This window comes from Shimia haliotis (assembly GCF_900114415.1).
In the GTDB taxonomy this organism is placed as follows: Bacteria; Pseudomonadota; Alphaproteobacteria; order Rhodobacterales; family Rhodobacteraceae; genus Shimia; species Shimia haliotis.
Genome location: NZ_FOSZ01000009.1, coordinates 24,859 through 37,674, shown reverse-complemented (window position 1 = coordinate 37,674; position 12,816 = coordinate 24,859). Strand labels below are relative to the sequence as shown.

14 protein-coding genes are annotated in these 12,816 nt (G+C 59.7%); 6 read left to right on the top strand and 8 right to left on the bottom strand.

The genetic code is table 11. The annotated features are described in order from the left end of the window. Positions 1 to 71: 71 nt before the first annotated feature. The 4 genes from clpS (at position 72) to hemF (ending at position 3,243) form a co-directional block, all read left to right on the top strand. A complete protein-coding gene (gene clpS, locus BM069_RS17080; protein ID WP_093325491.1) occupies positions 72 to 413 on the top strand; it encodes an ATP-dependent Clp protease adapter ClpS in 342 nt (113 codons plus the stop codon). A 27-nt stretch (positions 414 to 440) separates the two neighbouring features. Further along, a complete protein-coding gene (locus BM069_RS17075; RefSeq protein WP_093325489.1) occupies positions 441 to 1,424 on the top strand; it encodes a class I SAM-dependent methyltransferase in 984 nt (327 codons plus the stop codon). A 48-nt stretch (positions 1,425 to 1,472) separates the two neighbouring features. Then, positions 1,473 to 2,273, top strand: coding sequence for an SDR family NAD(P)-dependent oxidoreductase (locus tag BM069_RS17070; RefSeq protein ID WP_093325488.1), 801 nt, complete (start codon positions 1,473 to 1,475; stop codon positions 2,271 to 2,273). A gap of 76 nt (positions 2,274 to 2,349) precedes the next feature. Beyond that, entirely contained in the window at positions 2,350 to 3,243 is an 894-nt protein-coding gene (gene hemF / locus BM069_RS17065) for an oxygen-dependent coproporphyrinogen oxidase (RefSeq protein ID WP_093325487.1), read from the top strand. 51 nt (positions 3,244 to 3,294) lie between these two features. Here the strand turns inward: hemF and BM069_RS17060 are convergent, their stop codons facing one another. Beyond that, a complete protein-coding gene (locus BM069_RS17060) occupies positions 3,295 to 3,864 on the bottom strand; it encodes a hypothetical protein (RefSeq protein ID WP_139216236.1) in 570 nt (189 codons plus the stop codon). Positions 3,865 to 3,968: 104 nt separating this feature from the next. Next, positions 3,969 to 4,928, bottom strand: a complete 960-nt coding sequence (gene hemC / locus BM069_RS17055; protein ID WP_093325484.1) for a hydroxymethylbilane synthase — start codon at positions 4,926 to 4,928, stop codon at positions 3,969 to 3,971. Between the two features lie 206 nt (positions 4,929 to 5,134). On the opposite strand from hemC, the gene hemE reads away from it, so the two are divergent. Beyond that, positions 5,135 to 6,169, top strand: coding sequence for a uroporphyrinogen decarboxylase (gene hemE / locus BM069_RS17050; protein WP_093325482.1), 1,035 nt, complete (start codon positions 5,135 to 5,137; stop codon positions 6,167 to 6,169). 173 nt (positions 6,170 to 6,342) lie between these two features. On the opposite strand, the gene BM069_RS17045 is transcribed toward hemE, so the two are convergent. The 6 genes from BM069_RS17045 to BM069_RS17020 all read right to left on the bottom strand — a co-directional run bounded on the left by BM069_RS17045 (position 6,343) and on the right by BM069_RS17020 (position 11,787). Continuing rightward, positions 6,343 to 7,416 carry a CaiB/BaiF CoA transferase family protein gene (locus BM069_RS17045; protein WP_093325481.1) on the bottom strand — a complete coding sequence of 358 codons (1,074 nt, stop codon included), beginning with the start codon at positions 7,414 to 7,416 and terminating at the stop codon, positions 6,343 to 6,345. A gap of 102 nt (positions 7,417 to 7,518) precedes the next feature. After that, positions 7,519 to 8,346, bottom strand: a complete 828-nt coding sequence (locus BM069_RS17040; protein WP_093325655.1) for an SDR family NAD(P)-dependent oxidoreductase — start codon at positions 8,344 to 8,346, stop codon at positions 7,519 to 7,521. Between the two features lie 187 nt (positions 8,347 to 8,533). Next, positions 8,534 to 9,682, bottom strand: a complete 1,149-nt coding sequence (locus BM069_RS17035) for an acyl-CoA dehydrogenase family protein (protein WP_093325479.1) — start codon at positions 9,680 to 9,682, stop codon at positions 8,534 to 8,536. Positions 9,683 to 9,704: 22 nt separating this feature from the next. After that, positions 9,705 to 10,118: a MaoC family dehydratase gene (locus BM069_RS17030; RefSeq protein WP_093325478.1), complete on the bottom strand. Its 414-nt coding sequence runs from the start codon at positions 10,116 to 10,118 to the stop codon at positions 9,705 to 9,707. Positions 10,119 to 10,131: 13 nt separating this feature from the next. Next, the gene (locus BM069_RS17025) at positions 10,132 to 10,599 is read right to left on the bottom strand and encodes an FAS1-like dehydratase domain-containing protein (protein ID WP_093325476.1); all 468 of its coding nucleotides are present in this window, start codon (positions 10,597 to 10,599) and stop codon (positions 10,132 to 10,134) included. Between the two features lie 3 nt (positions 10,600 to 10,602). After that, positions 10,603 to 11,787 carry a lipid-transfer protein gene (locus BM069_RS17020; protein ID WP_093325475.1) on the bottom strand — a complete coding sequence of 395 codons (1,185 nt, stop codon included), beginning with the start codon at positions 11,785 to 11,787 and terminating at the stop codon, positions 10,603 to 10,605. Between the two features lie 103 nt (positions 11,788 to 11,890). On the opposite strand from BM069_RS17020, the gene BM069_RS17015 reads away from it, so the two are divergent. Next, positions 11,891 to 12,799 carry a LysR family transcriptional regulator gene (locus BM069_RS17015; RefSeq protein ID WP_093325473.1) on the top strand — a complete coding sequence of 303 codons (909 nt, stop codon included), beginning with the start codon at positions 11,891 to 11,893 and terminating at the stop codon, positions 12,797 to 12,799. Positions 12,800 to 12,816 lie beyond the last annotated feature (17 nt).

Sequence of the window (12,816 nt, the reverse complement as noted above, 5' to 3'; positions counted from 1 at the left end):
CGCCCCTTTTCTAGCGCTGCGATCACGCTATATAAACACCAAACCTTAGATGCGAAGGGCGCAGGCCGCTTATGTCGAAGTTCAATTTTGTGATGTCCGGTGACGGGGATGATGGCGAGGGTGATCTTGGAGTCGCTCTGAAAACGCGTGCCAAATCCAAACGTCCGCCGATGTACAAAGTGATGTTGTTGAATGACGACTACACGCCGATGGAATTTGTCGTGCATATTCTGGAGCGCTTCTTTGGCATGACCCATGCGCAGGCGTTTGAGATCATGCTGACCGTTCACAAAAAGGGTGTTGCGGTGGTTGGCGTCTTTAGTCACGAGGTGGCAGAGACCAAGGTGACTCAGGTTATGGATTTTGCCCGACGTCATCAGCATCCGCTGCAATGCACCATGGAAAAGGAGTGATCCGGTCAGGCCGGATTGCAGGAAAACATGTCTACATCCCGATTGTCGATTGCTGTGCAGGAGCACGGTCTGTCCTTGCCGTCCGAAGGGCGGATTGCGGTGTTTGCGCCGCGTGTTGATGCGGATTTGAGCGCATTGGACCGGTCGCGGGTGGATGTCATCCAGCCGATGAAACCGGATCACGATGCGTTTGCACGGGCCGGTTTCGCAACAGTGCTGTCCGAAGGTGAACGATATGGCGTTGCTGTGGTGGTTTTGCCGCGCGCCAAGGCGCAGGCGCGGGATCTGATCGCGCGGGCAGCCCGTTGTGCCGATTTGGTGGTTGTCGACGGCCAAAAGACGGACGGCGTGGACAGCTATTTGAAAGAGTGCCGCAAACGGGCGGATCTGAAGGGGTCGCTTCCCAAGGCACATGGGCGGATTTTCTGGTTCGAAGGTGGAGATTTCGCCGATTGGCTGGCGCCTGAAACACAGGATGCCGGTGAAGGCTTTGTGACCCGCGCGGGTGTGTTCTCGGCGGATGGCATCGATCCGGCGAGCGCCGCTTTGGGCAAGGCGCTTCCGGCGAAACTTGGTCGCGTGGTTGCGGATCTTGGTGCGGGATGGGGGTATCTGTCGGCGCAAATTTTGAAACGCGACGGTGTCGAAGTGCTGCATCTGGTGGAAGCCGATCACGTGGCGTTGGACTGTGCCAAACAAAACGTGACGGACGAACGCGCGCAGTTTCACTGGGACGATGTGCGGGAGTTCAAGCCCGGGTCCCGCGTCGATACGGTTGTGATGAACCCGCCGTTTCACATGGGTCGGAGAGCGGAACCTGATCTGGGCGTGCAGTTCATTCGGACCGCAGCCAAGGTGCTTGCTCCGTCTGGGCAGCTTTGGATGGTGGCCAATCGTCACCTGCCATATGAAGCTGCTTTGAAGGAGAGCTTTGTCAAAGTTGACGAAGTGGCCGGAGATCGCAGTTTCAAAATCCTGCACGCGCAACGTCCAACTCGCGCCAAGCGGTAAATCAGCGTATGGTCGCGTGGAATCGCGACGGATCTATGGGGATAGCTCATGTCATTTTCTATTGCCGGCAAGACGGCGATTATCACCGGTTCCGCCAATGGCATCGGCCTTGCGATCGGGCGGCATTTCGTCGACCACGGTGCAAATGTGATGTTTGCGGACATGGACGAGAAGAGCTTGGTTGCGGAACTCGGAGCGCGGTCCGATGAGGGCAGCGTCCGGTACTTTGCGGGTGATCTGCGGGAAAAACTGACCATCAATAACCTGATTTCCGCCACCATTGATGCGTTTGATCAGGTGGACATACTGGTCAACGGCAGCCGTCAGGTCATGGCGAGTGAGCCTTTGAACCCTGACGACGACACCGTTGAAATGATGCTGCATCAAAATTTGATGACGTCGCTGAAGCTGTCGCAAATGGTGGCACGGCGGATGATCAAACAGGCGGAAGGGCGTGATGAGGGGCAGGTCGGATCGATTATCAACCTCAGCTCCATTGCCGCCCACCGTGCCCATCCTGATTTGCTTGGCTACTCGATCGCCACGGCGGCGCTGGATCAGATGACGCGCTCTCTTGCGGTGGCGTTGGCACCGGAACGGATTCGCGTGAACGCGGTGGCCTTTGGATCGGTGATGTCGGCGAGCTTGAAGGACACTCTCAAGGACAACCGCCAGTGTCGGGAAGAAATCGAAGATTGCACCCCGCTCGGCCGCATAGCTGCGCCAGGCGAGTTGGCGGATGCGGTTCAGTTTCTGGCTTCGGAAGGGGCGGGTTTCATGACCGGCCAAATCGTGACGCTGGACGGCGGGCGATCTCTGGTTGATCCGGTCAGCACACCGGCGCATTGACGCGGAAGGCTCTCTGATACTGGTGTGCGTTGGTCACGGCTGATATGGCTGGGGCAAGACCGGAGAGAGGGCCAATATGACCAACCAGATGGAAGACGAACGCGCGCGGGCAAGTGCCTGGTTCCGCACTCTGAGGGACGAGATTGTCGCGGCTTTTGAAGGGCTTGAAGACAGTCACCATGAGGGCCCGTTTTCGGATCAAGCGGCGGGCCGGTTCGATGTGACCGAAACAAAACGGGCCTCAGATGATGGCTCGGATGCCGGTGGCGGGTTGATGTCCGTGATGCGGGGCGGCCGCGTTTTCGAGAAAGTCGGCGTGAACGTGTCAACAGTCTATGGCCGCCTTGGTGAACGGGCGCAAATGGCGATGGCCGCTCGCAAGGGCATTCCCGGCATGAAGGATGATCCGCGGTTTTGGGCGTCGGGTATCAGTTTGGTGGCTCATATGCAGAACCCGCATTGCCCTGCGGTGCATATGAACACACGCATGTTCTGGACCCCTCATGCATGGTGGTTCGGAGGTGGCTCGGATTTGAACCCCTGTCTTGAGTACGACGAGGACACGACCCATTTTCACGCGGTGCAAAAGGCCCATTGTGACCGCCACAACGCGGCGGAATATCCGCGGCTAAAGGCGTGGGCGGATGAGTATTTCTATATCCCGCACCGCAATCGCGCGCGCGGCGTGGGCGGCATCTTTCTGGATGACCACAACTCAGGTGATTGGGACGCGGATTTTGCGTTCATTCAGGATATCGGGCGGGCTTTTCTTCCGGCCTTTCAGCCCTTGGTGGAGAAGCGGCGTGTCGATGCGTTTGGTGACGCGGAGAAAGACGCCCAGCTGGTGCATCGGGGGCTCTATGCCGAGTACAATCTGGTTTATGATCGGGGCACAAAGTTTGGCCTTGAAACCGGACATGATGCGAATGCGGTTCTGATGAGCCTGCCACCCATGGCGAAATGGGTGTAGGCAGAAAAAAAGGCGGGCAAAATGCCCGCCAATTTTCTGTAACTATCTGACTTAGGGGCGTTTCTTTGCCATGCGGATGTCGCGGCAAAGAAGGCCGTGCGCCAATTCGATCTCATCGTGGTCCCCGCGGATGGCGGTGATCTCGTTGCTGCGATCCTTGAGGCGAATGCGTAGCGCGGCTTGTCCGGCCGGCATGTCCGAGCGCCGGACGTAGATGCTTTTGACGCGGCTCAGGTGGATGCGTTGCGCGCCCTTTTGGCGATCCTGACGGGAAAGCGCCGAAACGATGATTTCTCCCTTTGAGGGATCAAAGTGAATTTCGCTGCGGTGGCCACGCACCGCGAAATGGTAAGTGGCCATTCCGATGATTGAACAGCTGATTGAAATCAGGGCTTTGCTGGTGCTTTCGTCACCGACAACCGTGACATTCGGCAAGGCCCATTGGACCAAAGCTCCCATCACCAATGTCAGGCCGACAAACCGCAGCAGCATTTCATTGCGGTCCGAGTGGCGAAAACGCCCTTTTGTTTCCTTGAAGCTGTACCCGGCTTCAACCGGTTCTGCATTCAAAGAGTGCCAATTGTCTGCACCCAAAGTGCCAAGACGGTTCATAGCGTTCATCAGTCCATCCTCTGTCCGCGCTCCCAAAATCAGGATCACCGCGAATCATGGCCAAAACGTGATCGGATTGGCACGGAATGAAGGAAATTAACCTTTGGTCAGTTTCATGAACGCCAGGAAAAGAAGCCCTCGCCAGCCTGTGCAAGCAAGTCTTGCGCCATCGCTTCACCCAACGCGGCGCCGTCTTCGATCGGGGCGGTGCGGTCGTCGGTGATGCTTTCTGAGCCGTCAGGGCGCAGCACTTCTCCGCGTAGTCGAAGGGTGGAGCCGTCGAGGTCTGCAAGGCCTGCGATCGGTGTTTCGCATGACCCGTCGAGCGCGGCGAGAAACGCGCGTTCGGCAGCAAGGCGTTGGCCCGTGGGCGTGTCGTGGATTGCCTCCAGAAGCGCGGCGGTGGCAGTGTCGTCGCCGCGGCGCTCGATGCCGATCGCGCCTTGGGCCACTGCAGGCAGCATGTCTTCGGGTGCGATGGCAGATGACGCAACGTGCGACATTTCCAGTCGATTGAGGCCGGCCATGGCGAGGAAGGTGCAATCGGCAACCTTGTCGCCCAATTTTTTCAATCGTGTCTGCACGTTACCGCGGAATTCGACAACCTTCAGATCGGCGCGGAAATGCAGCAGTTGCGCGCGGCGGCGCAGGGAAGAGGTGCCGACGACAGCCCCTTCGGGTAGGTCGGCAAGGGTTTTGACGGAGGGCGACACAAAGGCGTCGCGAGTGTCTTCGCGTGGCAGGTACGTATCAAGCAACAGACCCGTCGGCTGGGCCACGGGCATGTCTTTCATCGAGTGAACCGCGATGTCGATGCCGCCCGCCAGCAACGCCTCTTCGATCTCCTTGGTAAAGAGACCTTTGCCGCCCAGCTCCTTGAGGGGTTTGTCCTTGGCAATCAGCTGTGCGTTGTCGCCCGAGGTGGTGATGATCACAATCTCAAATGCGTCATCCGGCAAATCGAAAGCTGTCATCAAACGGCGGCGTGTTTCATAGGCCTGTGCAAGGGCCAGCGGAGAGCCACGTGTGCCGATTTTCAGGGGCGAAGCGGGGGAAGGCTTGGTTAATGTCATGGCGTTTGATTAATCCTGAGCGGGCGGTCTGGCAAGCGCGGAAGGGTTGACACTGGGTGTTGTGGGCCCGACCAAGGTGGAAATGTTCGGTGGCGTGGACAGAGTGTCGCTGTGCCGGAGATTTGAGTGCATTGGGCATGCCCTTGGCAGGCATTCCTTGATACATGTCAACGAGATGCATTTTTGGCGCACATATGAGGGTGAGCATGACAAAAGACAAAACGATCCTGCGGGCGTTGGCCGGCGAAACCCTTGAAACGCCCCCGATCTGGATGATGCGCCAGGCTGGCCGTTATCTGCCTGAATATCGCGCCACGCGTGCGCAAGCGGGGGACTTCCTGTCTCTGTGCTACAATCCGAAACTGGCCGCTGAGGTCACGTTGCAACCGATCCGGCGGTACGGGTTTGATGCGTCGATCCTGTTTGCGGATATTCTGTTGCTTCCTCAAGCGCTTGGCGCGGATTTGTGGTTTGTGACGGGCGAGGGGCCGCGGTTGTCCACTATTGAAACACAAGCGGATTTTGACAAGCTTAACGGCACGGAGGCCATTCACGAGACGCTGAACCCCGTCTATGAAACCGTTCGGATTTTGCGCCGCGAACTGCCCGCGGAAACCACGCTGATTGGCTTTGCGGGGGCGCCGTGGACGGTGGCGACCTATATGGTTGCTGGCCGTGGGACGCCGGATCAGGGGCCGGCGCATAAACTCAAGGATGAAAACCCTGAGTTGTTTGGTCAGATCATTGACCGGCTGAGCGAGGGCACGGTGGATTACCTGAGCAAACAGATCGAGGCAGGGGCCGAGGTTGTGAAGCTGTTTGACAGCTGGGCCGGGTCGCTGAAGGGTGAAGATTTTGACCGCTATGCGCTTGAACCGGCAAAGAAAATCATCGCGGAGTTGAAGGCGCGGCATCCGAATGTGCCGGTGATTGCTTTCCCACGCGGCGCGGGTGAGCGCTATGTCGGGTTTGGCAAGGCCACAGGCGCGGATTGTGTGGCGCTGGATGATGGCGTGACCCCTGAGTGGGCTGCGGCCAACGTGCAGGTGGATGGCTGTGTGCAGGGGAACCTGAAGTCCAGTCACATGGTGACAGGCGGGCAGGGTCTGGTGGACGAGACCCGCAAAATTGTCGACGCCTTTGGCAAGGGACCGCATATTTTCAATTTGGGGCACGGCATCACACCAGATGCGGATCCTGAAAACGTGCAGTTGATGATCGATACGGTGCGGGCGCGTTAGCCCCGTTTAAGGACGTCGGTATCACGTCGGTAAAACGTCGGTATTGCAGAGGTGCGCTTTGAGGCGCGCCTCTTTTGCTTTTTGAGGCGGCGCTATGAGGTGGGGGCCAGCCCCCGTCCCGCCGTTGGCGGGACTCCCCCGAGGTATTTTGGGCAACAGGAAGCCAAAGGCGCCTAGTCGAGCTCGCGCAGGATTTCGTCGGTGTGCGCGCCGCGTTTGGGGGCAGGGTTGATGGCTGCTGCCTGTCCGTCAAAGCGCGGGGCGGGGGCGGCTTGCAGGTGGCCGTTCGGGCTTTGCCAAATGGCGCGGTCTGATGTGTGCGGCGCGCTTGTGGCCTCATTTGGGGAGAGAACGGCGGCGACGCAGGCGTCAGACCCCTCAAAGAGTGTTTCCCAGTGGGCGCGGGGCTGCGCGAGGAAAAGGTCTGCGAGGCGGGTTGTGAGTTTGGGCCAGAGGGTCTTGTCGTGCTGGCGGAGGAATTCGGGGTCATCGCTGAGGTCGAGTTTGGTGAGAAACTCGGCGTAGAACTGCGGCTCCAGACATTGCACGGAGATATAGCCGCCGTCGGCGCAGGCATAACTGCGGGACCAGTGGGGGCCATCAAGCAGGGACGAGCCGCGGTCAGTGGCAAGGCCGCCGGCTTGTTTGAGGGCCATGAGCAAGTTCATCATATGGGCGGAGCCGTCGACGATGGCGGCGTCGACAACGGTGCCTTGGCCGGTCTTTTGCGCGTTCAGGATGCCCGAGAGGATGCCGATCACCAGATAAAGTGCGCCACCGCCGATGTCGCCCACCAACGTTGCCGGAGTGATCGGCGCGGAACCGGGTTCGGACGCGTACCAGAGGGCGCCGGATTGGGCGATGTAGTTGAGGTCGTGGCCTGCGGTTTGGGCGCGGGGGCCGGATTGGCCCCAGCCTGTCATGCGGCCATAGACAAGGCGCGGGTTGTCTGAGTGTAGCTCGGCGGGGCCAAGGCCGAGGCGTTCCATGACGCCGGGGCGGAAGCCTTCGATCAGGGCGTCGGCTGTAGCGATGAGTTTCTTGGCGGTGATGAGGTCGGCGGGGTCTTTGAGGTCCAGCGCGATGGAGCGTTTTCCGCGGTCCAGAACGGATTGATCAGCGGTGATCGCCGCGCCGCCTTTGCGGTGGATGGTGATTACATCTGCGCCCAGATCGGCGAGGTGCATGGCAGCGAAGGGGCCGGGGCCGAGGCCTTCGATTTCGATGATGCGGATGCCGTTGAGCATGGTGGTGATCCTTCGTGGGGAGGGTGTCCCTTTCGGGATCTCGCTGCGCAAGACCCTGTCGGGCATTGGGGCGCGGCCCGGCCTGTCGGCCGGGCAATATAGTCAGAGGCCGTTCAAGCCACCGCCGACGGTGAGCACTTGTGCAGAGACATAGTTGCTCTCGGGGCAGCACATCAAATAGACGCCATCGGCGGCTTCTTCCGGTGTGCCGGGGCGGCCAAGCGGGATGATCGCCGCCGCGCCTTGGGCCATCTTTTTCGGGATGCCGATGCCCACGGTGTTGCCGTCGATCTCGATGGTTTTCTTCTCGTCTGTGCCTTCGGTGAGGCGAGTTTCGATGAAGCCGAAAGCGACCGCGTTCACGTTGACCTTCATGCGACCCCATTCCTTGGCCATGGTTTTGGTTAGGCCCAGAACGGCGGATTTGGCGGAAGAATAGTTGGCTTGGCCGAAATTGCCGCCGGTGCCTGCGATGGAAGAGATGTTGACCACCTTGCGGAAGACTTCGCGGCCTTCTTCCGCTTCCTGTTTGGCGGCGCCTTTGATGAAACCAGAGGCGGCACGGAGGATGCGGAAAGGGGCTTTGACGTGGACGTCCATCATGGCGTCAAACATGTCGTCGGTCATGTGGCCGATTTGCGCGTCCCAAGTGTAGCCGGCGTTGTTGACGATGATGTCGATGGCGTTCCACTTGGCGACGCCTGCACCGATGAAGCGTTCGGCAAAGCCGTCCTCCGTTACGGATCCTGCAAGTGGGATGGCGTTGCCGCCTGCGGCGATGATTTCGTCAACCACGGCTTGAGCTTCGCTTTCCTTGAGGTCGTTGACGACGATGTTGGCGCCCTCAGAGGCGAGTTTCAATGCGACGGCGCGGCCGATGCCGTTGCCTGCGCCGGTGACATAGGCGGTTTTTCCAGTGAGTTTGGTCATGAGAGTTTCCATGATGTCTTCCGAGACGCGCAGCGGCTCGGTTCGCACCCGACCCCGCCCCCCAGGGCGGGTGCGAATTTGAAAGGTTGCACGAGGTCGTAGACCTTGGGGGTCGTTGTTCGGGTCGTGCGCAACATCAGGCCCGCCCTCGGGGTCGGGTGCGAACCTAGTGTTGCGCTTGAAGTCATCAGTCGATGTCCAGAGATCTTGCGATCACTTCCTTCATGATCTCGTTGGTGCCGCCGTAGATTTTCTGTACGCGGGCATCGGTGTAGAGTTCGCTGATCGGGTATTCGGACATGTAGCCGTAGCCGCCGTGCAGTTGCAGGCATTCGTCCACGATCTCGCATTGGGTCTGGGTGCCCCACCATTTCGCCATAGCGGCTTTTTCGGCGGTCAGTTTGCCCTCGTCCAGTTCCGCAAGGCATTGGTCGCAGAAGGCAGCGAGGAGTTCGATCTTGGTGGCACATTCCGCCAGTTTGAAGCGGGTGTTCTGGAAGTCCATTACGCGCTGGCCAAAGGCTTTGCGTTCTTTGACATAGGCCAGCGTGTGCTCCATCGCGCATTGCGAGGATCCCAGCGCCATAAAGGCAAGGATCAGGCGCTCCCACGGGAGTTGCTTCATCAGTTGGATGAAACCCTGACCTTCTTCGGCGCCTAGCAGGTTGGTGAGAGGCACGCGCACGTCCTGAAAGCTGAGCTCTGCGGTGTCGTTGCGCTTCATGCCCATTTTCTTGAGTGTGCGACCAACCGAGAAGCCTTCGAGCCCTTCGGTTTCAACGATGATCAGCGACACACCGCGCCCTTTGGCGGCGGTATCGGTTTTGGCGACCAAGACAATCAGGTCGGCAGAGGCGCCGTTTGTGATGAAGGTCTTGGAGCCGTTGATCAGGTACTCGTTGCCGTCCTTTATCGCAGTGGTTTTGACGGCCTGAAGGTCGGAGCCTGTGCCCGGTTCGGTCATGGCGATGGCCGCAACCTTGGCGCCAGATGCCAGTTCCGGCAGCCAGCGGGCTTTTTGCTCTTCGGTGCCGAAGGAGGTGATGTAGTGGGCCGCGATGTTGTGCACAGAGACGCCCCAGCCGCTGTCGCCGGCCTTGGTTTGCTCAAGGAAGGTCACGGCGTCAAAGTGGCGCGTGAGGCCGAGGCCGCCGTTTTCTTCGGGGAAGGTGGCGCCAAGAATGCCGAGATCGCCTGCTTTTTTCCAAAGCGATTTGGGAATGACACCGGCTTCGGTCCAGGCGTCTTTGTTGGGGGTGATTTCTTCGTCAAAGAAGCGTTTGACGGTGTCGGCGAAGGCAGCGTGGTCTTCGTTCATCCACATGTGGTTGGGCATGGTGTGTTCCTTGTGAGGCGCGTCAGACGACGACGATGGCTTCGCCCTTGAGCGTTTGGGTGCCGTCGTTGATGTGAGCCGCGAGTTTGAGTGTCAGCAATGTCTCGCCATTTTCCTCGCGACGATCCTTGACCTCGCCGGTGCAGGTGACGGTGGCGCCGACCGGCGTAAGAGCGGTGAAGCGGGTGTCGAGGTGGCGGACGTTGGATTGGCCCGCGAAATTCGTCACGAGGCGACCGAGTTGGGCCATAGAGAGCATGCCGTGGGCAAAGACATCGTCCATGCCCGCGCGTTTGGCAAAATCCAGATCGATGTGGATCGGATTGTGATCGCCCGAGGCACCGGCATAAAGCGCGAGCGTGGTGCGGGTCACGGGGCCAAAGGCGTGTTCGGGGATCATGTCGCCGATCTGGGCGGATTGCGGGGTAATGGTCATTCTGATTTCTCCCTTAGCCCAAACGGTGGATGATGCCGCGCGTGGCGGTAACAAGAAGGCCGCGCTCGGCGTGGCTGATGCGGGTGGTCACATGGGCAATTTCAAGCGCGCCGCCTTTGGCGTCGGTGAAGCCAGTGATCTCGTTCTCAACGGACACCGTGTCGCCGGCGTACATCGGTCCGTGATAATCGTACCCCTCGGTGCCATGCAAAAGCACGCGCAGGTCGCCGTTGATGAGCGTCAGAAGGTCCGGCTGCCCTTGGCGTGTGGCCTGCTGACCGGCGAAGGTGCCAACAACCACGGCATAGGTGGCGGGGGCCAGAACATCGGGGTGGCCCGCGGCCTGCGCGGCAGCGGCGTCCAGATGCACGGAGTTGGTTTCGCCGATGGTTTCAGCAAAGAAGGCAATGGCGCCGCGTTCGAGTGTGACCTCGACGGCGGGCGTCACGTGGCCTTGGGTGGTTCTATCAAAAATGCCCATCGGTTACGCCGCCTGATAAAGGGTCACGACGCAGGCGCCGCCAAGACCGAGGTTGTGTTGCAGCGCAGTCTTTGCGCCGTCGACCTGACGGGCGTCGGCTGTGCCGCGTAGCTGATGGGTCAACTCGTAGCACTGGGCAAGACCGGTGGCGCCAAGCGGGTGGCCTTTGGACAAGAGACCGCCTGACGGATTGGTCACGAATTTGCCGCCATAGGTGTTGTCGCCGTCCGCAATGAATTTCTGCGCCGTGCCTTCGGGCGTGAGGCCGAGACCTTCGTAGGTGATGAGCTCGTTGTGGGCGAAACAGTCATGTAGTTCGACCACGTCCACATCGGCGATGTCGATGCCGGACTGTTCCTGAACTTGCTTCGCGGCGGCGGCGGTCATGTCATAACCAACGACCTGCATCATGTCGCGGGCCTCAAATGTTGAGGCGTAGTCGGTGGTCATGGCTTGGGCTTTGATCGTGACCGTTTGGTCGATTCCGTGCTTGGCGGCAAAGGCCGGTGAGCAGAGGATTGCTGCTGCGCCGCCACAGGTGGGCGGGCAGGCCATGAGGCGGGTCATCACACCGTCCCACATCATCGGGGCGGCCATGACCTGTTCCTCGGTGATTTCCTGATTGAACAGGGCCAGTGGGTTGTTGGCCGCATGGCGGGAGGCCTTGGCGCGGATCTTGGCGAAATCGTTCAAATTGGTGCCATGTTTCTCCATATGCGACTTTCCAGCCCCCCCAAAGTAGCGCAACGCCAAGGGAACTTGCGAATTGCCAACAAGATCGTCGCAGGCAGCGTCGAAGTCATCAAAGGGGGTTGGGCGGTCGGTCCAATGGCTGCTGAGAGCGCCGGGCTGCATCTGTTCGAACCCAACGGCCAGCACGCAATCGGCGACGCCATGTTCGATGGCCTGACGGGCAAGGAACAACGCGGTGGAGCCGGTGGAGCAGTTGTTGTTGACGTTGACCACGGGGATGCCGGTCATGCCAACGTGATAGAGAGCTTTTTGTCCGCAAGTGCTGTCGCCATACACATAGCCGGCGTAGGCCTGTTGCACATCGTCATAAGACAAACCGGCGTCTTTCAACGCTTCGCGAATGGCGGAGGCGCCCATGGCGTCATAGCTTTCGGATGCGCCAGGTTTGGCGAATTTGATCATGCCGACACCGGCGACGATGGCCTCTTGAGTCATGTGTAATCTCCCTATTTGTCGCGGAGTATCGGCTTGACTGGGGGTATCTGGCAAATTCAATATAGGCGTAAGGTATTCCAAAGTGGAATTGTTGAGTGAAGATATGAACCTAACCAAATTGCGCTATGTGGTGGCGGTGGATCGACAGTCGGCGATCACGGCTGCGGCGCGCGCGTTGAATGTCACGCAATCAGCGGTGACGAAGGCGGTTGCGGATGTTGAGCAGGATCTTGGCACGGCGCTGTTTGAGCGGCACGCGCGTGGGGTCACGGCAACGGCGGCCGGACGGGAATTTATTGATCGCGCAGCGCGCATTCTGGCAGATATGGATCAGTTGGTGGCGGATGTGGACGCGGGACGGGAAAGTCGCGAGCAGGTGTTGCGCATCGGAATCAGCTCCAGTTCGCTCGAAGGGTTGATGAGCCGCGCCATTTGGGCCCTTGTCGGGGCCCACCCTGAGGTGCGGGTTCAGATGCGTGGCGCGCCGTTTGAGACCGCGATGCAGTTGTTTCGGCAAGGTGATCTGGATGCTCTGGTGGGGCCTGCCAGACCGTTGATGGCGGAAACCGGTGTGCGCTGTGATCCGCTGCCGGCGTTGGTCGCGCAGTTCTATGTGCGTCGGGGGCATCCGTTGGTCGGCAAGGACGTGACCGCGACCGACGTGGCGAATTTTCCGCTGATTGTACCGGAAATGACAGGGCCATATGCGGATCCCATTCAGGACCTGATGCAGAAGGTGGACGGGGATCCGGCCCGTCGGCTGCATATCATGGAAGATTTCACCATGGCCGCGGGCGTGATTGAGCGCAGTGAAGCCATTGGCGTTGTGGTGGACAGCTACGCCCGAAGCCGTCAGTTCAGGTCGCGATTTGACGTGTTGGATTATGGGGTACAGGAGCCTTTGCCGATGGCCGTGGCTTATCGCAGCAGCGGGCGGCAAAGTCGGGCGCTTGGATGGTTTCGCAAGGCAGTGCAAGCGTTTCCGCCCACGTCCGGCGCGCAAATGCCGTGAGGGGGTGCGTAGGCGTC

Coding starts and splice junctions, on each gene's coding strand:
- BM069_RS17020 (WP_093325475.1), bottom strand. CDS start 11,787: ATGACTCAAGAGGCCATCGTCGCCGGTGTCGGCATGATCAAATTCGCC.
- hemC (WP_093325484.1), bottom strand. CDS start 4,928: ATGACATTAACCAAGCCTTCCCCCGCTTCGCCCCTGAAAATCGGCACA.
- BM069_RS17035 (WP_093325479.1), bottom strand. CDS start 9,682: ATGCCCAACCACATGTGGATGAACGAAGACCACGCTGCCTTCGCCGAC.
- BM069_RS17025 (WP_093325476.1), bottom strand. CDS start 10,599: ATGGGCATTTTTGATAGAACCACCCAAGGCCACGTGACGCCCGCCGTC.
- clpS (WP_093325491.1), top strand. CDS start 72: ATGTCGAAGTTCAATTTTGTGATGTCCGGTGACGGGGATGATGGCGAG.
- BM069_RS17070 (WP_093325488.1), top strand. CDS start 1,473: ATGTCATTTTCTATTGCCGGCAAGACGGCGATTATCACCGGTTCCGCC.
- BM069_RS17040 (WP_093325655.1), bottom strand. CDS start 8,346: ATGACCAAACTCACTGGAAAAACCGCCTATGTCACCGGCGCAGGCAAC.
- hemE (WP_093325482.1), top strand. CDS start 5,135: ATGACAAAAGACAAAACGATCCTGCGGGCGTTGGCCGGCGAAACCCTT.
- BM069_RS17060 (WP_139216236.1), bottom strand. CDS start 3,864: ATGAACGCTATGAACCGTCTTGGCACTTTGGGTGCAGACAATTGGCAC.
- BM069_RS17015 (WP_093325473.1), top strand. CDS start 11,891: ATGAACCTAACCAAATTGCGCTATGTGGTGGCGGTGGATCGACAGTCG.
- hemF (WP_093325487.1), top strand. CDS start 2,350: ATGACCAACCAGATGGAAGACGAACGCGCGCGGGCAAGTGCCTGGTTC.
- BM069_RS17075 (WP_093325489.1), top strand. CDS start 441: ATGTCTACATCCCGATTGTCGATTGCTGTGCAGGAGCACGGTCTGTCC.
- BM069_RS17045 (WP_093325481.1), bottom strand. CDS start 7,416: ATGCTCAACGGCATCCGCATCATCGAAATCGAAGGCCTCGGCCCCGGC.
- BM069_RS17030 (WP_093325478.1), bottom strand. CDS start 10,118: ATGACCATTACCCCGCAATCCGCCCAGATCGGCGACATGATCCCCGAA.